20 protein-coding genes and 1 pseudogene are annotated in these 18,737 nt (G+C 68.9%); 6 read left to right on the top strand and 15 right to left on the bottom strand.

The features are described 5' to 3' along the window. Positions 1 to 50: 50 nt before the first annotated feature. From EGH23_RS11755 to EGH23_RS11740, 4 genes are all read left to right on the top strand, one after another. Positions 51 to 446, top strand: a complete 396-nt coding sequence (locus EGH23_RS11755; protein WP_220580183.1) for a CrcB family protein — start codon at positions 51 to 53, stop codon at positions 444 to 446. After that, positions 443 to 787, top strand: a complete 345-nt coding sequence (locus tag EGH23_RS11750) for a fluoride efflux transporter FluC (protein ID WP_220580182.1) — start codon at positions 443 to 445, stop codon at positions 785 to 787. Before EGH23_RS11755 ends, EGH23_RS11750 begins: the two co-directional genes overlap by 4 nt. Before the next feature lie 61 nt (positions 788 to 848). Further along, positions 849 to 1,955 (top strand): aminotransferase class V-fold PLP-dependent enzyme, encoded by a 1,107-nt coding sequence (locus tag EGH23_RS11745; RefSeq protein WP_220580181.1) that lies wholly within the window; start codon positions 849 to 851, stop codon positions 1,953 to 1,955. Between the two features lie 37 nt (positions 1,956 to 1,992). Next, the gene (locus EGH23_RS11740) at positions 1,993 to 3,291 is read left to right on the top strand and encodes an eIF2B alpha/beta/delta subunit family protein (RefSeq protein WP_220580180.1); all 1,299 of its coding nucleotides are present in this window, start codon (positions 1,993 to 1,995) and stop codon (positions 3,289 to 3,291) included. Between the two features lies 1 nt (position 3,292). Here EGH23_RS11740 and EGH23_RS11735 read toward each other — a convergent pair whose 3' ends face one another. The 8 genes from EGH23_RS11735 to EGH23_RS11700 all read right to left on the bottom strand — a co-directional run bounded on the left by EGH23_RS11735 (position 3,293) and on the right by EGH23_RS11700 (position 13,190). Next, positions 3,293 to 3,934, bottom strand: coding sequence for a cyclase family protein (locus EGH23_RS11735; protein ID WP_220580179.1), 642 nt, complete (start codon positions 3,932 to 3,934; stop codon positions 3,293 to 3,295). A gap of 74 nt (positions 3,935 to 4,008) precedes the next feature. Beyond that, positions 4,009 to 4,755, bottom strand: coding sequence for an MBL fold metallo-hydrolase (locus tag EGH23_RS11730; protein WP_220580178.1), 747 nt, complete (start codon positions 4,753 to 4,755; stop codon positions 4,009 to 4,011). Between the two features lie 75 nt (positions 4,756 to 4,830). Continuing rightward, the gene (locus EGH23_RS11725) at positions 4,831 to 5,877 is read right to left on the bottom strand and encodes a phosphate signaling complex PhoU family protein (RefSeq protein ID WP_220580177.1); all 1,047 of its coding nucleotides are present in this window, start codon (positions 5,875 to 5,877) and stop codon (positions 4,831 to 4,833) included. Positions 5,878 to 6,004: 127 nt separating this feature from the next. Continuing rightward, positions 6,005 to 6,916, bottom strand: a complete 912-nt coding sequence (gene pstB, locus EGH23_RS11720; RefSeq protein WP_220580176.1) for a phosphate ABC transporter ATP-binding protein PstB — start codon at positions 6,914 to 6,916, stop codon at positions 6,005 to 6,007. After that, complete coding sequence (pstA, locus tag EGH23_RS11715; RefSeq protein ID WP_220580175.1) at positions 6,909 to 9,560, bottom strand: phosphate ABC transporter permease PstA; 2,652 nt, start codon at positions 9,558 to 9,560, stop codon at positions 6,909 to 6,911. The genes pstB and pstA overlap by 8 nt, the downstream gene beginning before the upstream one ends. Beyond that, positions 9,557 to 10,678 carry a phosphate ABC transporter permease subunit PstC gene (pstC, locus tag EGH23_RS11710; RefSeq protein ID WP_220580174.1) on the bottom strand — a complete coding sequence of 374 codons (1,122 nt, stop codon included), beginning with the start codon at positions 10,676 to 10,678 and terminating at the stop codon, positions 9,557 to 9,559. The genes pstA and pstC overlap by 4 nt, the downstream gene beginning before the upstream one ends. A 77-nt stretch (positions 10,679 to 10,755) precedes the next feature. After that, positions 10,756 to 11,895, bottom strand: a complete 1,140-nt coding sequence (locus tag EGH23_RS11705) for a PstS family phosphate ABC transporter substrate-binding protein (protein WP_220580173.1) — start codon at positions 11,893 to 11,895, stop codon at positions 10,756 to 10,758. A gap of 149 nt (positions 11,896 to 12,044) precedes the next feature. Beyond that, complete coding sequence (locus EGH23_RS11700; protein ID WP_220580172.1) at positions 12,045 to 13,190, bottom strand: PstS family phosphate ABC transporter substrate-binding protein; 1,146 nt, start codon at positions 13,188 to 13,190, stop codon at positions 12,045 to 12,047. A gap of 198 nt (positions 13,191 to 13,388) precedes the next feature. Here EGH23_RS11700 and EGH23_RS11695 point away from each other — a divergent pair, with 198 nt between their 5' ends. Continuing rightward, positions 13,389 to 14,099: a YqjF family protein gene (locus EGH23_RS11695; protein WP_220580171.1), complete on the top strand. Its 711-nt coding sequence runs from the start codon at positions 13,389 to 13,391 to the stop codon at positions 14,097 to 14,099. 129 nt (positions 14,100 to 14,228) lie between these two features. Then, a pseudogene (locus EGH23_RS11690) lies at positions 14,229 to 14,357 on the top strand (thiol-disulfide oxidoreductase DCC family protein); the annotation flags it as partial. Between the two features lie 158 nt (positions 14,358 to 14,515). Here EGH23_RS11690 and EGH23_RS11685 read toward each other — a convergent pair. From EGH23_RS11685 to rimI, 7 genes are all read right to left on the bottom strand, one after another. Further along, positions 14,516 to 15,403, bottom strand: coding sequence for a DMT family transporter (locus EGH23_RS11685; protein ID WP_220580169.1), 888 nt, complete (start codon positions 15,401 to 15,403; stop codon positions 14,516 to 14,518). A gap of 433 nt (positions 15,404 to 15,836) precedes the next feature. Further along, the gene (locus EGH23_RS11680) at positions 15,837 to 16,193 is read right to left on the bottom strand and encodes a rhodanese-like domain-containing protein (protein ID WP_220580168.1); all 357 of its coding nucleotides are present in this window, start codon (positions 16,191 to 16,193) and stop codon (positions 15,837 to 15,839) included. 38 nt (positions 16,194 to 16,231) lie between these two features. Next, complete coding sequence (locus tag EGH23_RS11675) at positions 16,232 to 16,774, bottom strand: NUDIX hydrolase (protein ID WP_220580167.1); 543 nt, start codon at positions 16,772 to 16,774, stop codon at positions 16,232 to 16,234. Beyond that, positions 16,771 to 17,184, bottom strand: coding sequence for a hypothetical protein (locus EGH23_RS11670; RefSeq protein WP_220580166.1), 414 nt, complete (start codon positions 17,182 to 17,184; stop codon positions 16,771 to 16,773). The genes EGH23_RS11675 and EGH23_RS11670 overlap by 4 nt, the downstream gene beginning before the upstream one ends. Further along, positions 17,184 to 17,597, bottom strand: coding sequence for a DUF5809 family protein (locus EGH23_RS11665; protein ID WP_220580165.1), 414 nt, complete (start codon positions 17,595 to 17,597; stop codon positions 17,184 to 17,186). The genes EGH23_RS11670 and EGH23_RS11665 overlap by 1 nt, the downstream gene beginning before the upstream one ends. Before the next feature lie 24 nt (positions 17,598 to 17,621). After that, positions 17,622 to 18,098, bottom strand: coding sequence for a DUF5810 domain-containing protein (locus tag EGH23_RS11660; protein WP_220580164.1), 477 nt, complete (start codon positions 18,096 to 18,098; stop codon positions 17,622 to 17,624). A gap of 43 nt (positions 18,099 to 18,141) precedes the next feature. Further along, complete coding sequence (gene rimI, locus EGH23_RS11655; protein WP_220580163.1) at positions 18,142 to 18,636, bottom strand: ribosomal protein S18-alanine N-acetyltransferase; 495 nt, start codon at positions 18,634 to 18,636, stop codon at positions 18,142 to 18,144. Between the last annotated feature and the right edge of the window lie 101 nt (positions 18,637 to 18,737).

Below are 18,737 nucleotides of genomic sequence, written 5' to 3'. Positions count from 1 at the left end.
ACCGCTCGCACATCGGAACTGCCGAGTACGGCCGCCGCGAGCGGTCTACAATGGCCGGTTCACACGACCTCTCGCGGGTCGAACCCCTGCTGCTCGTCGCGGTCGGCGGGTTCGCCGGCGCGGTGCTCCGCCGCTCGGTCGCGCTCGCGACCCCCGGGGTAGCGGCTCTCGACGGGGCCGTCGTCGGGACGCTCGTCGTCAACGTCGTCGGGAGCTTCGCGCTCGGCGTCCTGTTGTACGAGGCGCACCTGGCGAACGCCCTCTCGGCGGAGACCCGACTGGTACTCGGGACCGGCTTTCTCTCCTCGTTTACGACCTACAGCACCTTCGCCGTCCAGACGAGCGAACTCGCTCCGGCGCTGGCCGTGACCAACGTCGCCGCCAACTACGCGCTCGCCTTCGCCGGCGTCGTGCTGGGTCGTCTCGTCGCGAGGTGGCTGTCGTGAACCCGCTGTTGCTCGTCGGGTTCGGCGGGACGGCCGGCGCGTTGGGTCGCCACCTCGTCGGGGCGCGCCTCGAACGGAACCGGGCGGACACGCTACTCGTCAACGTCTGCGGGAGCGTCCTGCTCGGGGCGCTCGTCGCCGCACCGGTCTCCGAGTCTGTCCTCCTCGCCATCGGAACCGGCTTCTGCGGGGCGTTCACGACGTTCTCCTCGTTCGCCTTCGAGACCGTTCGGCTGGCCGAACTCGGCCACGAACGGGAGGCGGCGCTGTACGCGGGCGGGACGCTGGCCGCCGCGCTCGCGGGCGTCGCCGTCGGCGGGTTCGTCGGTGCGGCGCTGTAGCGCCACGGCGACGACCAGAACGCGCACAGCCCTCAAGAGGCCGGGACCCGGTAGCGTGCGTATGGATCCGACGGAGCTCCGCGCGTCGATTCCCGCGCTGGACCGGTGTACGTACTTCAACACGGGCGCGAGCGGCCCGAGTCCCCGCAACGTGGTCGGCGCGGCGACCGACTTTCTGGAGCGGCACGCCTTCGAGGCCCCGGCCGGCGACGGCCCCTACGAGGTCGCGTTCGACGCGCTCACCGCCGCCCGCGAGGTGGTCGGCGGCCACCTCGGTGCCCGATCCGAGGACGTGGCGTTCACGCGAAGCACGGCCGACGGCGTCAACCTCGTCGCGGGAGCCATCGACTGGCAGCCCGGCGACGTGGTCGTCCGCACCGACCTCGAACACCCCGCCGGGACCCTCCCGTGGGACCGCCTCGCCGACACGCACGATATCGAGGTCCGCGTCGTCGAGACCGACGGCGGGCGACTCGACATGGCGGACGTGAAAGCCGCCGTCGACGAGGACGTTCGCCTGGTCTTCCTGAGTTCGTTAACGTGGTCTCACGGCACTCGGCTCCCGGTCTCCGAGGTGGTCGACGTCGCCCACGACGCGGGGGCGCAGGTGTTCGTCGACGCCGTCCAGTCGGTCGGACAGCACCCCGTCAACGTGACCGACTGGGGCGCGGACTTCGTGGCGACGGCGGGCCACAAGTGGCTGCTCGGCGTCTGGGGCGCGGGCATGCTGTACGTCGACTCGGACGCCCACGACACCCTCCGACAGACCCGCATCGGCTATCGGAGCGTCGAGGACCCGAGCGCCGAGACGTACGCCTACCACGAGGGCGCGCGTCGATTCGAGGTCGGGACCACCTCGCCGGCTCCCTACGTCGCCCTCGCGGAGGCCATCGAGACCATCAAGGGGATCGGCCTCGACACCGTCGAGAACCGCGTCGAACGCCTGACCGGCCGCCTGAAAGACGGCCTGGGCGACCGCCTGCTGAGCCCCCGCGGCTACGAGTCGGGATTAGTCACCTTCGCCGCCGACGACCCCGAAGCGACCGCCGAGCGACTCGCTCGGGAGGGAATCGTCGTCCGGCACCTCCCCTATCCCGAGGCCGTCCGGGCGTCGGTTCACGCGTTCAACACCGAGGACGACGTAGACGTGCTGCTGGACGCGCTGTAGCCCGTGGATTGATTGACGCGCCGGCCGTTTCTCGGGTATGGACGAACGCGGCGTCGTCACCGCCTTCCTCCGAAACGACGGCGAGGTGCTGCTGTTCCGCCGGAGCGACGAAGTCGGCTCCTACGCCGGGCGCTGGGGCGGCGTCTCGGGATACGTGGCTGACGACGAGGGAAACGACCGACCGCCGGAGACCGCCGTCCGCGCCGAGATACGCGAGGAGGCCGGTCTGGGGGAGGCGGTCACGCTCGTTCGCGCGGGCGACCCGTTTCCGGTCGAAGACGAGGAGCGCGGAACCCGGTGGCTGGTCCACCCCTACCTCTTCGACTGCGAGTCGCGCGCGGTGACGCCCAACGAGGAGGTCGCCGAGACGGCGTGGGTCCATCCGCCCGAAATCCTGCGTCGCGAGACGGTGCCGCGCCTGTGGGCGGCCTACGACCGGGTTCGACCCCGCGTGGCGACGGTTCGGGACGACCACAGCCACGGGTCGGCGTGGCTCTCGCTGCGGGCGCTGGAGGTGCTGCGCGACGAGGGGGCGCTCGCCGGAGACGGCCGACGCGACGAACCGGAGACGAGCGAACGGGACGGCGACGACTGGGTCGCCCTCGCCGAACTGGCGCGGACGCTGCGCGACGCCCGCCCGTCGATGGTGGTCGTCGGAAACCGCGTCGACCGAGCGATGTCCGAGGCGAGCGAGAGACGGACGCCGGAAGCGGTCGAGACGGCGGCCCGCGAGGGGCTCGAACGCGCCGTCGCCGCCGACCGCGAGGCCGCCGAGCGCGCCGCCGAGTTGCTTCCCGAACGCGTGGCGACGCTCTCGCGGTCGGGGACGGTCAGCGCGGCGCTCGAAGAATCAGGGCCCGACGCGGTGTTGGTCGCGGAGTCCCGGCCCGGCCGAGAGGGGGTCGGCGCCGCCGAGTCGCTGGCCGACGCCGCCGACGTGACGCTGACGACGGACGCCGCCCTCGCCTTCGAACTCGCCGAGTGGGACGCCGAGGCCCTAATCGTGGGGGCCGACCGTATCCTGCCGGACGGCCGCGTCGTGAACAAGGTCGGGACCCGCGCGGCGGTCCTGGGCGCGGACGCGGCGGGTATCGACTGCCTCGTCGTCGCGGCGAGCGACAAGGTCGCGCCGACCGTCGACTACGACCTCGAACCCCGCGACGCGACCGAGGTGTACGACGGCGAGGCGGATCTATCGGTGGCCAACCCCACCTTCGACGTGACGTCCGCCGACGCGGTGAGTCGGGTCGTAACCGAACGGGGGGTGCTCGACGCCGACGACGTACAGGCCGTGGCCGCCGACCACCGAAAACGGAGCGAGTGGGCCGACGAGTGACTCACTCGTAGCGAGCCATCGCTCGCACCGGCGCGCCGTCGCCGCCCGCTATTTTGAGGGGGACGGCGAACAGTTCGAACCGCTCGGGGAGGCCCGCGAGGTTCGTCAGGTTCTCGACGATCAACTGGTCGGCTCCGAGCAGTTCGTGGTGGGCCTGAAACCCCGCGGGTTCGTCCGCGGCTGCCCCGTCGGTCGGCGTCGGGTCGACGTTGAGCGCGTCGACCGCCACGTCGTAGTCGCGTTCGACGCAGTGTCGAGCCGCGGCGGGGGTCAGAAACGGGTGGTCGAAGTACGTCTCTTCGCCCCAGTGAGCGTCCCACCCGGTGTGGAGGACCACCGCTTCCGCGTCGGCCGTCGGTAGGTCCGCCGGGCGGATGCGAGCGCGGGGGTCGCGGCCTCGCAGGTCCACCCGGACGGCGTCGCGGACGAACCGCGAGACGGGGAATTCGTCCACGTCGCGGCCCTCGGCTTCCGTGTGACTCGGCGCGTCGACGTGGGTCCCAGTGTGAGTCCCGCAGGAGAGCGCGGCGACCCGGTAGCCGTCCTCGGCGTGGGTCGCGTGCGGTTCGACCGAGACGGGCGGATCGTCCGGAAACACCGGCATCCCCGAGCGGATCGGCTGTGAGAGGTCGGCGTGAGGCATAGCGGCGATGGACGGGCCGGAAGTAAACGTGTGGCGCTCGCTATTCGAGGTTCTTCCCCGCGGTCAGAACCTCGCTATTTCTCATCCAGTACGACCGGAACGCCCGCCTCGGCGACGTCGGCCGCGAACTCGCGCGAGTCGGCTTCGAGGTTCGAGAACGTGTTGTAGTGGACCGGCAGGACGAGCCGCGGTTCGATGGTCGCCGCGAGCGCCGCGGCCTCGCGGCGGTCCATCGTCGCCCGCGGGCCGATCGGCGGACAGAACAGCGAGGTATCGAGCGTTCGGTGACCCGGCAGCACGTCGGAGTCGCCGGGGTAGTAGACGCGGGTCCCGTCGACCGCGACCATGAACCCGCAGCCGAACCCCTCGGGGTGATACGGCGTCCCGTCCGGGAGCGTGTGCGGGCCGTCGGGTTCGTTGTGCGCGGGCGTCGTCCAGATGGGAACGTCGCCGACGGTGAGGTGCTCTTTCGACCCGACTTGCCGGACCTCGTAGGGGAGGTCCACGATGGGCGGGAGGTCCCGCTCCACGTCCCGCCCGTCGATACCCTCGAAGGCTACGATCGTCGTCTCCTCGTTCGCCACCCGTTCGATGCCGTCGGGGTCGTAGTGATGGACGTGTGTCACACAGACGATATCGGCGTCCTCCGCCCGGTAGTCGGTCGCCGGCGGATGGCCGACGTCGTCCTCGTAGGGTTCCCACTCGCCGGTCAGGATACCGTATCGACCCGGATCGGTGTAGACCACGCTGTCGCCGCCGGCGATGCGGAGCGTGGCGTACCCCAGCCAATCGACGGTCAGTCCCTCGTGGCGAACGGTCATCGTCGGAGAGTGGGCGACGAGACAGATAAATCGGCGGTTTCGGGCGAGCGCGACGATAGCGTCGAGCGCCGCGGGCTACTCCGCGAGCGGTTCGTCGAGGGTCTCCTCGGCCGAGGGCGCGCCGAGCTCGCCCTTCTGAATCGCGGTCCGGAGGGCGAGTTCGGCGACGTTGCCGCCGTGTTCGGCGGTCCGGGCGACGCCGTCGAGGACGCGCGTCAGGCGATACGCCGCCGCTTCGGATTCGAACAGGCGGCGGTCGAGCGCCTCGACGTCGTCCCGGAGGCCGTCGCGGTCGTGGAGCGCCGCTCGGGCCGCGGTCACGTCGGCGTCACCGACGGCGGCGCGGACGGCGTCTTCGACGATCTCGCGAGCCGTCTCGGCGAGGGACGACACCTCGCCGGCCGTCTCGTCGTCGATGTCCTCGCCGTCGATAGCCCCGACGGTGGCGGCGATGCGTTCGGCGTGGTCGGCGACGCGTTCCAGCTCGCGGGCGGTCGTCCAGCAGACGAAGAGCTCCGAGCGAGTGAGACCCAGCGCGTCCACCTCGTCGAGTCGGGCGAGCGCGCGCTGGAAGTAGCGGTCTATCATCGCGTAGAGGCGGTCGGCCTGCTCGTCCCGGTCGGCGTCCCACTCCGCGACCGCCGGACCCGTCAGGGCCGCCGTCGCGTCTCGGTGCATCGATAGCGCGACGAACCGAAGTTGCCGGACCGACTGCCGTATCGACACCTCCGAGGCGTCGAGGAGCGTTCGGACCGTCACCGTCGTCGCCGTCGACTCGGTGACGGTGACGCCGGAGAGGGTCCGCGCGATCCGTTCGACCGCGCGGTGCTGGTCGTCGTCGAACCCGTCGGGGGCTTCGAACGTGACCGCTTCGATTCCCGCGGCGTAGGCCGCGCGGAGGGCGCGCTCGATGCACGCCGGGTCGGCGTGCGGCACCGAGAGCGCGACGTGACTGGTCGTCTCCGCGTCGCGTTCCTGTGCCTGGACGACGAGGACGCCGTCGATGTGGGTGTGGAGGTCGACGACGGACCCGGGCTCGATGTCGACCGTCTCGGCCCACTCCTTCGGGAGGGAGACGGTGTAGGTCCCGCCGCCGACCTGCTGTATCTTGCGTGTTTCCATCGATCGCTCGTGACGTGTTACTCGCACTCACTGTCGGGGATACAGCCCCGGCGTGTCGTCGGTACAGTCGTCTGACCCGTGCGCCAAATTCGCGGCGTGACGGGCCGCTATAGTCGCGCGTGCGCGGTCATCCGAACTTGCCGGTGATGTAGTCCTCGACGCGCTGGCTCTCGGGGTTCTCGAAGATCTTGTCGGTGTCGTCGAACTCGACGAGCTCCCCGCCGGTGAGGAAGACGGCGGTCTGGTCGGAGATACGGGCCGCCTGTTGCATGTTGTGCGTGACGATGACGACGGTGTACTCCTTCGAGAGCTCCTCGACCAGGTCCTCGATCTTCGAGGTGGCGATGGGGTCCAGCGCCGAGGCCGGTTCGTCCATCAGGATGACCTCCGGGTCGACGGCCAGACAGCGGGCGATACAGAGTCGCTGCTGTTGCCCGCCGGAGAGCCCCAGCGCGTTGTCGTCCAGCCGGTCGCTGACCTCGTCCCACAGCGCCGCCTGCCTGAGCGAGCGCTCGACGAGTTCGGCCTCCTTGTCGGTGTCGTCGCGGCCGAACAGCCGCGCGAGCAGCCCCTTGTCGATGTCGCCGTGCTTTCGCGGCCCGTAGGAGATGTTCTCGCGGATGGACTTCGGGAACGGATTGGGCGACTGGAACACCATCCCGATGCGCTTGCGGAGTTCGACGAGGTTGGCGTTGGGGTCGTAGATCTCGGTCCCGTCGAGCTCGACCGACCCCTCGATGCGCGCGGCCTTGATGCGGTCGTTCATCCGGTTGAGACAGCGCAGGTACGTCGACTTCCCGCAGCCCGAGGGCCCGATGAGCGCCGTCACGGAGTTCTCGGGGATGTCCATCGAGACGTCTTTCAGGGCGTGGTCGTCGCCGTACCAGACGTTCAGGTTCTCGACGGAGAGCTTCGGCTCGCCCGCGAAGGAGTAGTCGGTCCACTCCTCGCGGACGCGCTCCTCGCTCTCGCCTGCCGTGGTGGTCGTCTGCTGGTCTGTACCCGTCTCCGTGTCCGCGTCGTTGATTGCGTTACTCATAGTTCAGCTTCCTCCGGAAGTAGGTCCGCGCGGTGATCCCCACGGCATAGAAGGTCAGTACGACCATCAACAGGATAAACGCTGTTGCCCAGCCGCGGGAGGGCGAGCCGCTGACGCCCGCGGAGATGACCGCCCACACCTGCGTCGGCAGCGACGCCGTCGAGGACAGCAGCGCGTCGTTCGCGACGAACGGCGGCTGTGCGGTGAATCGGAATCCGCCGATGACGTCGATGGCCTCCGTCGAGTTCAGCGTCGACCCCAATACGAGGATGAGCGGGGCCGTCTCGCCGGCGATGCGACCGACGCCGAGGATGATGCCCGTGATGACGCTCGGCATCGCCGCCGGGATGACGACGCTCCGGATCGTCTCCCACTTCGAGACGCCGAGCGCCGCGCTGGCGTCGCGGTACTCGTCCGGGACGGCCTTGACGGCTTCCCGTGAGGTGATGAGCACCAGCGGCAGGAGCATGAAGCCGAGCACGAGCATCCCCGCGAGCAGCGACTCGTCGCCGCCCAGTCGGGGGAGGAGGAACGCGGCCCCGAACAGGCCGAAGACGATGCTGGGGGTGCTCCAGAGCGCGTTGGTCGCGATCTCGACCAGCGCGGTGAAGCGGCCCTGTTCGGCGTACTCGGTGAGGAAGACGGCCGCGCCGATGCCGAGCGGCACCGCGAACAGCGTCGCGCCGACGACGAGCCACACCGTCCCGACGATGGCCGGGAGGATGCCGCCGGGGTCGGCCCCCAGCGGGATGTACGGCGTCAGCGCCATCGGGAACGACAGCGTGCCCTCGTTCGAGACGGAGACGCTCAGGACGTTGAACTGGACGCCCGTGACTGCGACGTGGAGACCGACCAGCGCGAGGTGGCCCGCCGTCGCGGCCAGTCCGAGCGAGATCTCTTCGCCGAGGAGTCGCCGTTGGAGCGCCTCGGTACTCCGCCGTTTCGCCGAGGCGGCCAGCGCCGTCGCCGCGAGCGACGCGACGGCGGCGTACAGCGCCACGACCGGCACGACGTTGACCGGGCCGACGATCGGCACGATGTTCGCGGGCGTCTGGAGGAACAACACGGCCGTCAGCAGACCGAGGCTGCCGAGCAGGCCGACGACGAAGAACGTCGCGCGGTCCTGTGCGCGGTCGGCGAGCGACCCGTCGCCGACGAGCACGCTCGCGGTCGGCAACGCGGCGAGGCCGAGGGCGGCTGTGGAACCGGCCACGACGAGCGGATAGGCGACGGTGAGTCCCAGCGGGAGGCCCAACGGCGCGTAGCCGAACAGGAGGAAGACGCCGATCAGCACGCCGATGCCGCCGATCACGAGCGGAAGCGCGCGCTGGACGGTTTCGAGGCGGTCGAACCGGCTCCCGACGTTGCGGAGGTTCCCATACGACCGATAGAAGTAGACGAAGAGGACGAGCGCCGGCGCGACGAGGAGCAACGCGCCGACCCTGGGGTCGGGCGTCACCGCCACGGCGGTGTCGAGCACCTGCGGTTGGCGGTCGACCCAGACCGTGTAGGTGAAGGGGAGCGCGAGTCGGCGACCCAGCGCCGCCGTGACGAGCAGGAGGGCGGCCACCGCGCCGGTTGCGGCGAGCGGAAGCAACCGGAACAGTTGGCGCGCCCCGGTGTTCCAGTCGTCCGTGCCCGCGGGCTGGCGCGCGTGTGCGACCGAGAAGACGAGCGCCGGCGCGAGCAGCGCGAGCGCCGACAGCGCGCCGATCGTGAGACCGTGAAGCGCGTAGCCGACGCCCTTGACGGTCACGAAGACGACGATGGTGGCCATGACCGCGACCATCAGGAACGCGTTGAGGTTGATGACGAGGAACGCCCCGAGCTGTCGGCCGCGCGCCCCGAACCCGGCGCGGGACTTCGCCGCGGCCCACGCCGAGAGAATCGCGCCGAAGACGACGAATATCGGGATGACCGCCCCGCCGGTGAACCCGCCGGAGATGTTCTGGGGGTTCCACTGCCAGCCGACGCCGACGACCGCCGTGGCGATGACGGCGCCGAACGTCCCGACGACGAGGGCCGGCGGCAGCGTCGAGCCGATATCCTCGCTCGGGACGACCGTCAACGTCGCCAGCACGGCGCCGCCGGCCAGTGCGATGGCGAGCCACGGAAGCGATCCGAACCCGGCGACGGAGGCCCCGAGCGTGGCCCCGATTATCAGTCCGATGACGCCGAACGCGCCGCCGGCGAGCAGCCCCGCGCTCGGGCTCGGTTCCGTGTCCACGACTCCCGCCTTCGAAGCGAGACCGGCCGCGGCGACGGCGGCCGCCTCGACGAGCAGGACGACGCCCAGAAGCGTCGCCAACGTGACCGGGACCGCGTAGGCGAACACCGTCAGCGCGAGCGTACTGACGACGAGGCCGAGTGCGATGCCCCGGACCCGCTTCGAGGTGATCGGCGTGACGTTGGCCCACGAGAACGCCCCGACCACGCCGACGCCGCCGACGACGACGGCGAGCAACAGCAGGAAGAACTCCCCGAGCGCGCCGCCGCTGGCGTCGAGCCCGACCGCGTCGACCAGCGTTATCATGCCGAGCGTGAAGCTGACGATGCTCAGCGCGATCGCGGTGTCTAACCCGCGGTCGTAGAGGTTCGATTCGGCCGAGACCAGTGCGCTCTCGTTCGCGTAGGCGTCGCTCATTGTTGCCCCTTGAGTTTCTCCTGCATCTGCTGTTCGATGTACTGCGAGACGACGCTCATCCCGGCGACGATGACGAACAGCATCACGCCGGCGACGAACAGCACCTCGATGGTGCTCTCGGAGGCGCTCCCGTACTGGGTGGCGATGAGGCTCGTCAGCGTCGCGTTCGCGTCGAAGATGTCGAACAGCGGGTCGGCGAACTGCGTCCCCGAGGCCATGATGGCCGCGACGGCCATCGTCTCGCCGATGGCGCGACCGAGACCGAGGATGACGCCGGCCGAGATGCCCGAGAACGCGGCCGGGATCGAGATGCTCTTCATCGTCTGCCACTTGGTCGCGCCCATCGCGATGGAGCCGTCGCCCATCGCCTCGGGGACGCTCGAGAGGGCGTCCTCGCCGACGGAGACGACCGTCGGCAGCGCCATCACGCCGACGACGACGCCCGCGATGAGGAAGCTCGCCCCGTCGTCTAAGAAGGACTTCTGGATGAAGCCGTTCAGCACCTGGAAGCCGATGAACCCGTAGACGATCGAGGGGATTCCCGCGAGCACCTCGACGCCGGGTTTGATGACCTCGCGGAGACCGTCGCTGGCGACCTCGGCGATGAAGAGCGCGCCGAACAGGCCGAGCGGGCCGGCGATCGAGCCCGCGATGATGGTGACGACGACGGTCGCCCAGATCATCGGAATCAGCGAGAACGCGTCGCTAGATGGGTTCCAGTAGGGGTAACCGCTCGGTAAGACGGCGTCGAGCCAGAAGAACCAGCGCGCTTGCCCGTTCTGTTCGGGGATGAGGAGCAGCCCCAGCCCGTGTTCGAGAAACGCGGGGACCGATCTGGCGAAGAGGAAGATGGTGATGAACGTCACCGTCAGTACCGTCAGAACCGTCGCTATCAGCGTCAGCATTCGCGCGATCTCGGCCTGATACGTCACCCAGCCGATCGCGGTCACGACGAGGAACGCCCCGAAGACCAGCGGCGCGATGGCGGGTCGAACGAGGAAGACGGCGAGCGTCGCCAGCAGCGCCGCTCCCGACGCGCCGACGGCCCACGCGGACCCCTCAGTGGCGTCCCCGCCCAGTAGCAGTTCTCGTGCGCTGTTCTGTGCGTCGTCTATCATGGCGTCGTATCGAGCGTCGGTGCTGTCGTCTGTGCCATTTCGTGTTCCCTTCGAGTGTCGCAATCACCGGCGGGCATTTATACCTGCTCGGGTAGCTTCTGCAGTTGTTTCTCCTGGCGGCGCTTGCTCAGCTTGAAGTAGTTGTTCGGCGCGACGAAGGTGTCCTGCCCGAAGTCATGCAGTATCATGTTGAGGACCGCCGCCTCCTTCTTCGAGGTGCCGTCCCACGTGTAACAGTGCAGGTCGCGCGAGAGCGGGTACTCCTTGGAGTCCAGTCCGTGCTTCTCGTCTTTGTAGGAGTAGGTCGTCCCCTCCCACTCGAGGGCGATGGTGGCGACCCCCGCCGTGCCGAGGAACGTCAGCGCGAGGTAGCTGATGGCGTTGTCGGCCTGCGCGACGGCCTGTGCCAGGCGCTGGTTCTGCCCGTAGCGGTTGGCGACGCTGGTGTTCTCCTTGGGGTTACCGAAGACGTTCGAGACGAACGAGGTCCGGGTCCCGGAGTCCTTGACGCGGCCGAGCACCTGGATCTCGCGGTCCGGCCCGCCCAGTTCCTTCCAGTTGGTGATGCGGCCCTTGTAGAGGTCTTTGAGCTCCTGACCGGTGATCTTCTCGACGCCGGCGTCGGCGATCTCCTGGGAGACGACCAGCGGCTGGCCGTCGACGCCGACGACGTGGTCGACGAACTTCTCGTAGGAGTCCCGCTCGGGGAGTTCGTCCCTGACGTTCCCGCTGGAGTTGCCGATGTCGATCTGGCCGTTCATGACCTTCTCGACGCCGGTCCCGGAGTGAGAGAGCGCGACGGTGAGTTTGAACGGCGGGCCGTCCTCGCTCCCGTCGAAGCCGTAGAGGCTGCTCCAGTAGTCGGCGAGCGCTTTGTCCGTCTCGATGCCGTACTCGCCGTGGGGCCAATACTCGGAGTCGCTGGCCGGTCGGTTGGCGTTCCAGTACGACGACGCCGACTTCACGATGGGGTAGACCGTCGAGGAGCCGCCGGACTCCAGCGGCCCGACCGAGCCGGAACTGCCCGCGCTGTCGGTCGCGTTCGTGGAGGCTTCGCCGTCGGAACCGGCCGAGCCGGACCCGCCGTTGCTCGGTACGCCCCCGTTGCGTCTCCCACTCGAACAACCGGCGATAGCTGCTGCGCCCGTTACTCCGGTCGCCGCGATGAACTTACGGCGTGAAATGCGGTCAGATACCCGCTGGGAGTCCTCCGTCATCATCCGAGATAGGCCGAGGACGTATTAAACGCGTTTATAATAGGGGTATTTTCCAATATGATGGGTCTGGCCCACACAGTAGACGACATAGCGTTAGGTAGGGCTATATAGCCGAACGTAGCCGAGTCGCGTGACCGACTGACGGTCGGTTAGACCTGTTCGGGGAGCTTCTTCTTCTGTTCCTCCTGGCGGCGCTTGCTCAGCTTGAAGTAGTTGTTCGGCGCGACGAAGGTGTCCTGCCCGAAGTCGTGCAGTATCATGTTGAGGACCGCGGCCTCCTTCTTCGAGGTGCCGTCCCACGTGTAACAGTGCAGGTCGCGCGAGAGCGGGTACTCCTTGGAGTCCAGCCCGTTCTGGTCGTCCTGGTAGGAGTAGGTCGTCCCCTCCCACTCGAGGGCGATGGGGGCGACCCCCTCCGTGTCGATGAACGCCAGCGCGAGGTAGCTGATGGCGTTGTCGGCCTGCGCGACGGCCTGTGCCAGGCGCTGGTTCTGCCCGTAGCGGTTGGCGACGCTGGTGTTCTCCTTGGGGTTACCGAAGACGTTCGAGACGAACGAGGTCCGAGTCCCGGAGTCCTTGACGCGGCCGAGCACCTGCACCTCGCGGTCCGGACCGCCGAGTTCGCTCCAGTTGGTGATCTCGCCCTTGTAGAGTCCCTTGAGCTGATCGCCGGTGATCTTCGTCACGCCGGCGTCGGCGATCTCCTGGGAGACGACCAGCGGCTGGCCGTCGACGCCGACGACGTGGTCGACGAACTTCTCGTAGGAGTCCCGCTCGGGGAGTTCGTCCTCGACGTTCCCGCTGGAGTTGCCGATGTCGATCTGGCCGTTCATCACCTTCTCGACGCCGGTCCCGGAGTGGGAGAGGCCGACGGTGAACTGGAATGGCGGGCCGTCGCCGTCGCTGCTGAAGCCGTAGAGACCGCCCCAGTAGTTAGCGAGCGCTTTGTCCGTCTCGATACCGTACTCGCCGTGGGGCCAATACTCGGAGTCGCTGGCCGGCCGGTTGGCGCTCCAGTACGACGCCGCCGAGTTCATGATCGGGTAGACCGTCGAGGAGCCGCCGGACTCCAGCGGCCCGGACGCGCCGGATTCGCTCCCGCTGTCGGTGTTCTCCGTGGCGCTCCCGCCGTCGGAACCGGTCGAGCCGTCGGTATCGGGTGCGCTCGTACCTCCGCCGTCACCGCCGTCGCCGCCCGAGCAGCCGGCGATAGTCGCTGCGCCCGTTACCCCTGTCGCCGCGATGAACTTGCGACGCGAAACACGGTCCGAGAACCGCTCTGAGTCCTGCGTCATCACCTGAAACAGGCCGATGGAGTGTTAAACCCGTTTATAATAGGGGTACTTTCGAGTATGATAGATTCAGTTTCCTCCGTAGGCACCATACCGCTCTATCCCGATACTGAGCGCTATTGAGAGTCCGACCTCCCGAGCGGACCCCCGCGCGAGATGCGAACAGGTGTCGTTTTCGGTGTGGGTGGCGTAGCCGCTCGTATGGTCGTTCCGCTGGAGATGGGGTGGCGACACCTCCTGTTCGAGAACTGGCCCGTCGAGCCGTCGGTCGTCGACGCCCACCTGCCGGACGCGCTGACCGTCGACGTCCACGACGGACACGCGTGGCTCTCGGCCGTTCCGTTCACCAACGTCGCGGTGCGGCCGCGGAGACTCCCCGCCCGCGCCGGCATCCGCCTGCCGGAACTCAACCTGCGGACGTACGTCACCTGCGACGGTGAACCCGGCGTCTACTTCTTCACGCTCGACGCGCAGGGTCTGCTGAGCGTGGCGGGCGCGCGCCTCTTTCAGCACCTCCCTTATCGGTACGCTCGCATCTCCCTGGGACTGGACGACGGCCGCGTGCGGTTCGCCAGTCGCCGCCGGCATCCGGGCGAGCGGCCCGCGCGGTACGAGGCGACCTACTGGCCGACCGGCGAACCGTTCGCGGCCCCCGAGGACCCGCTCGCCGAGTTCCTCGTCGAGCGTTACCGCTTCTTCACGGAGTCCCCCGACGGGACCCTCCGCTACACCGGCGTCGAGCACGACCCGTGGACGCTCTATCCCGCGACCGCCGACGTCGAGACGGACACGCTCCTGACCGCCGAGGGCTTCGCCCGCCCGGACGCCGACCCGGTGTACTACTACAGTCCGGGACTGGACGTCGAGGCGGCGGTGAGCCGACCGTGGTCGGAGTACCCGGGAGACGCGTGACCGTCGAAGAACCGGCCGGCAGCGAGATCACGCAATCGTCGCCCACGGGCCATCCCGTGTTGCCGTTCGACGGCGTCTGTAACCTATGACGGCGTCGTGCAGCCCCTCATCCAGCGGGACCCCGAGGGTCGGGTCGTCCCCCGACGGCTGCGTGACGCGCTCTACGACCTCGTCGCCGACAACCGCTACGACCGGTTCGGGCGGAGAGACCAGTGCATGATCCCCGACGAGGACGTCGGCGACCGCTTTCTGGAGTGAGACGGGCCCGCACTCGCGCCGCGGTCGGACCGGGCCGCTCGGCCGTTCGCCAGCGGCGAGCGCGAGGTCCGTCGCGGAGACCGAACCGGCGAGTTCGGACGGCCGGTGGCGGCGACGAGAAACAGTCCGTGGCGTACCGCGCTCCCGAGCCCGGGTTTCTATCCCCGTACGATGAGGACGACGCCGGCGACCAGCACCGCGACGGCGACCCCCAGTCGAGCGGTCACCTCCTCCTCCCGCGCGAACAGCGCCGATCCGAGGACGACCAGCAGCGGACTCGCCCCGAGTATCGGCGCGACGACCGAAACCGGCGCGCGGGACAACGCCGCCAGATACGAGCCGAGATACGCCGTATTGGCGAGACCCGCCGCGACCGCCCACCGAGTAGGTCGGGTCAGTCCCGTTCCCCGTCGGCGGGCCCGCCGCCACAGGAGGTATCCGGCGAATCCGCTCGCGGCGGCCAGGACCCGGACTGTGACGCCGACGAGCGCCGGCGTCCCTTCCTCCAGCCCGGTCTTAGTGAACACCGGATCGATCCCCAGCAGTACCGCCGCCGCGAGCGGAAACGCGAGGTCGACCCACGCCTGACGGCCCGAGGCCGCGACCCCGCTCTTTCGGGCGTCCCAGGAGACGGCCACCGCGCCGGCGACGAGGAGCGTCACGCCCGCGAGCAGCGGAACGGTGAGCCGGTCGCCCAGCACGAGCACGGCCGCGGCGACGGAGACGAGCGGAAACGTCGATTTCAGCGGCTCCGCCCGGCTCGCTCCGAGCCGACTGATACCGACGAACAGCGCGACCCGTGCCAGCAGCGACCCCAACGCGCCGCCGGCGGCGAACGCGAGGACCGAACGCGCGGTGAGACCGTAGTCCGGAGCGTGTCGGACGGCTGTTACCGGGACGAGGAGGAAGACGTTCACCGCGAACACCGTCCCGGTCAGCGCAGCGACCGACTGCGTCCGCGTGGCGCGGCGGACTGCGAGGCTCTGGACGGCGAGAGAAAACGCGGCGAACGACGCGAGCGCGAGTCCGACGACGGGTCTTGCCATCGAGCCGGTATCCAGTCGGAACCAAGCGTCACCCGCACTTGAAACCACGCGCGGCGCAGACCGGCGGAGGTGTTCTGAGCCTCCCCGTGGCCGGGCCGCCTCCTTCGGCGGCCGATGAACGAGTTTTTCACCGCCGGTAGCGTAGCCGCCGTCGGTGGCGATGACGAGCAGTTACCCCCGCTCAGCCCCTTGTGATGAGAGCTTTCGACCGAGCCACCGTTTCCGTACGACGAGCGGTCCGATCCGCTTTCGTCCCTGAACCCGCTCGCTTCGGCTGGAGAACTCGCCGACGTGACGCCGATCGCCGACGCTGTGAGCGCGGTCGAAACCACCCCCAATAGCCTATTGCGCGCTACCGAGTGGCCCGTTCGCTCGGGAGCCGTTTCGAGAAACCGCGCCAACCCCCGGCCTCGAACTGGCGGAGATACCGACTTCAGAACGGCGCTTCCGGTCCTTCGTCAGCGGCCCGCTCGTCTCCGTCGCTCGATTCGAGCGCCCCCTCCCAGCCGGTGAGGCCGGGCGCGAAACTGTCGACGCGGCCGTCGAACCCCTCGTAGGAGGCGATGAGCCGGGCGGCCTGGACGCTCGACTTCCCCTTCGGACACACCGTCACGACTCGCTCCTCGTCCTCGAACCGTTCGACCTCGTCGACGAGCGACGGGAAGGGGACGTTCTCGCTGCCGGGGATGTGGCCTCGCTCGAAGGCGTTCGGCGAGCGGATGTCCACGACCCGCGCCTCGTCCTCGTCGAGCAGCGCTCGCAGCTCCTCGCCGTTGATTTCGCCGTCCATGTCCCTTCGAAAACGGTCGAGCCCTAAACGTGCTCCGACTACAGCACGCCCTCGGCCCGCGCGAGCAGAATCCCCTCGATGGTGGCGTCGTTGGCCGGTTCGCGCCGGGCGACGTCGAGGGCGTCTTCGACGGGGACCGTCGTCACAGAGAGGAACTCGTTGTCGTCCAGTTCTCGGTCGACGGGGTCGAGTCCCTCGGCGAAGACGATGCCCCGCCGATGTCTGAGGACGCCGGTCGAACACCAGAACTCCTCCAGTAGGGAGACGCCGGCGGGGTCGAACCCGGTCTCCTCGCGGAGCTCGCGCGCGCCGGCCGTCGTGTAGGACTCGCCGTCCTCGACGATGCCGGCGGGTAGTTCCAGACACTGCTCGCGGATGACCGGGCGGAACTGGTCGACGAAGACGAGTTCGTCGCCGGTCCGGGCCACCACGACGACGGCGTCGGGCAGTTCCGCCCAGTAGTAGTTCTTCTCCGAGCCGTCCGGTTGCCGGACGCGGTCGTAGCCGCCGGCGTACCAGCCGGTCTCGTACTCCGTCGCCGATTCGACGACTGGCCACTCGTGGGTCTGGTCGCGGGTCACGGTCGTTGTGTCACGGCGAGGCGGTAAAACGTCCCGTCGTGGCGGACGACCACCGTCTCACCGTCGGTCGCCTCGGGAGCCCGCTGACGGAGCGCATCGAGTTCGTCGAACGGCGAGTGGGTGAACGCCCCTTTCAGTCCGACGGGACCGCGCCAGTAGGGCTCCGACCGACCGGTATCGTTCCTCGCGGCGTCGTCGAGCGCGGCGGTCGTGTAGGGATACCGCTGTGCCGAGAGATCGCTCCCGTTGACCGCCGTCCCGTTCTCGACGCTGACGCTCCCGTTCTCGGGCGTCGCGGTGAGGTAGTACGGGTCGCCGCTCTTGAGATAGCTGGGGAGCGCACCCAGCGCCAAGAGGAGGAGGACGACGACGCCCACGCCGAGGATGAAGTTGCGGGTGACCGTCCGCATCAAACGACCTCGCTGTAGATGCGCCCGAACGCCTGCCGGCGGAGCGTGCCGACGGCGGCCCGGCGCTCCGACTGGAACGTGGCCGCGACCGCCTCGTCGGCGAACGCGGGCGCGTGCCAGACGACGTTGTCGACGTTGTCGGCCCCGACGACGGTCACCTCGTGATCGGCGTCGGCCGCCCACGCCTCGAACTCCTCGGCGGTTCCGACGGTCACGGAGAGCGATTCGGCGAACAACACGTCGCGGGCTGTCTCGACGACCTCGCTCGTGACCCGGTCGCGGTACTCCTCGGCGTCGAGTCCCATCGCCTTCGCCACCTCCTTGACGACGACCTGCGCGGTCGGTCCCAGTGCCTCGTAGCGGTCCTGCGCGTCGGCGACTGTCGTCGGCGAGAACTGCCCCTCGGTCTCCATGCGCGGACCTAGGTAGCCGCGGAACTATTCGGTTTCGTCTCCGGCCGCGTCGCCGTCCGCGCTCTGCCCGTCGGTCCCGCTCCCTTCGTCACCGCCTTCCTCGTCACCGCTCTCGTCGTCCAGCATCTCCCGCGTGAGGTCGCGGGCCTCGGCCAGCACCTCTCGGTCCTCGTCGCTCATCGACCGCTGGCCGCGGTGGCTGTCGGTCCCCGGCGGCAGGTCGCCGTCCCCGGGGACGCCTTCGTGGCCGTGGTCGTGCTCGTGCTCGTGTCCGGAGTCGACACCGCTCTCCTCGAACACCTGCGGGAACTCCGTCTCCTCGGCGTGAGCGGTGACTTCTTCCGCCAGTTCGCTCTCGCCCAACTGCCCCCAGTTCTCGACGTGATCGTCCAACCACGCCTCGTGGTCGTCGCCGCTGGTCATCGCCGTGAACGCGAGGTGGTTCGCGAGGTGACGGGCGTCTGCCTGCGGGTCGTCACAGACGGGGCACGCGTATCCCATTGTGTTCGAACGGAGACGGCGGAGCCGTATAGAAAGCCGGGTCTCAGAGCAACCGGACCATGACCTGCGCGTCCTCGCCGTTGCTGTAGTAGTTGGGAATGGTCTTGCGGTGTTGGAAGCCGAACTGCCGGTACAGCCGCCTCGCGCCGTCGTTGTCCGCGCGCACTTCGAGCTTGACCGAGCCGGCTCCGGTCGCTGTCACGGCTTCGAGCGCACTCTCCAACAGCGCGGTCGCCACGCCCTCCCGTCGGTACTCCTCGCGCACCGCGAGGTCCTTGATGTGGCCCAACGGCGTTCCGTGGTTCGGGACCGTATCGGCGATGACGTACCCCGCCACGATCGGCACGCCGTCCTCGGTGCCCGCCTCGGCGACGAGAAAGCCCTCCTCGCCGAGGTAGCTCTCCAGCGCCGAGAACGGCCACGGCTGGGGGAACGACGCCTGTTCGATGCGATGAATCTCCAGCAGGTCGGCGCGCTCGGCCTGCCGAACCCCCGGTCTGTCGGTCCCGTCGCGACCGCCCGGTGCCACCGTCGTCACGAACGCACCTACGGAGCGCGCACGCATATGTGTTACCGCCGGCCGCGACTCCGTTCCCGACACCCGATCCGAATTTCATTTCTGAAAGACATGTGCAGAAC

It is taken from the genome of Haloarcula nitratireducens (genome assembly GCF_019599505.1).
This window is presented reverse-complemented; position numbering and strand designations above follow the sequence as displayed.

Coding starts and splice junctions, on each gene's coding strand:
- EGH23_RS11755 (WP_220580183.1), top strand. CDS start 51: ATGGCCGGTTCACACGACCTCTCGCGGGTCGAACCCCTGCTGCTCGTC.
- EGH23_RS11745 (WP_220580181.1), top strand. CDS start 849: ATGGATCCGACGGAGCTCCGCGCGTCGATTCCCGCGCTGGACCGGTGT.
- EGH23_RS11740 (WP_220580180.1), top strand. CDS start 1,993: ATGGACGAACGCGGCGTCGTCACCGCCTTCCTCCGAAACGACGGCGAG.
- EGH23_RS11735 (WP_220580179.1), bottom strand. CDS start 3,934: ATGCCTCACGCCGACCTCTCACAGCCGATCCGCTCGGGGATGCCGGTG.
- EGH23_RS11730 (WP_220580178.1), bottom strand. CDS start 4,755: ATGACCGTTCGCCACGAGGGACTGACCGTCGATTGGCTGGGGTACGCC.
- EGH23_RS11725 (WP_220580177.1), bottom strand. CDS start 5,877: ATGGAAACACGCAAGATACAGCAGGTCGGCGGCGGGACCTACACCGTC.
- pstB (WP_220580176.1), bottom strand. CDS start 6,916: ATGAGTAACGCAATCAACGACGCGGACACGGAGACGGGTACAGACCAG.
- pstA (WP_220580175.1), bottom strand. CDS start 9,560: ATGAGCGACGCCTACGCGAACGAGAGCGCACTGGTCTCGGCCGAATCG.
- pstC (WP_220580174.1), bottom strand. CDS start 10,678: ATGATAGACGACGCACAGAACAGCGCACGAGAACTGCTACTGGGCGGG.
- EGH23_RS11705 (WP_220580173.1), bottom strand. CDS start 11,895: ATGACGGAGGACTCCCAGCGGGTATCTGACCGCATTTCACGCCGTAAG.
- EGH23_RS11700 (WP_220580172.1), bottom strand. CDS start 13,190: ATGACGCAGGACTCAGAGCGGTTCTCGGACCGTGTTTCGCGTCGCAAG.
- EGH23_RS11695 (WP_220580171.1), top strand. CDS start 13,389: ATGGTCGTTCCGCTGGAGATGGGGTGGCGACACCTCCTGTTCGAGAAC.
- EGH23_RS11685 (WP_220580169.1), bottom strand. CDS start 15,403: ATGGCAAGACCCGTCGTCGGACTCGCGCTCGCGTCGTTCGCCGCGTTT.
- EGH23_RS11680 (WP_220580168.1), bottom strand. CDS start 16,193: ATGGACGGCGAAATCAACGGCGAGGAGCTGCGAGCGCTGCTCGACGAG.
- EGH23_RS11670 (WP_220580166.1), bottom strand. CDS start 17,184: ATGCGGACGGTCACCCGCAACTTCATCCTCGGCGTGGGCGTCGTCGTC.
- EGH23_RS11665 (WP_220580165.1), bottom strand. CDS start 17,597: ATGGAGACCGAGGGGCAGTTCTCGCCGACGACAGTCGCCGACGCGCAG.
- EGH23_RS11660 (WP_220580164.1), bottom strand. CDS start 18,098: ATGGGATACGCGTGCCCCGTCTGTGACGACCCGCAGGCAGACGCCCGT.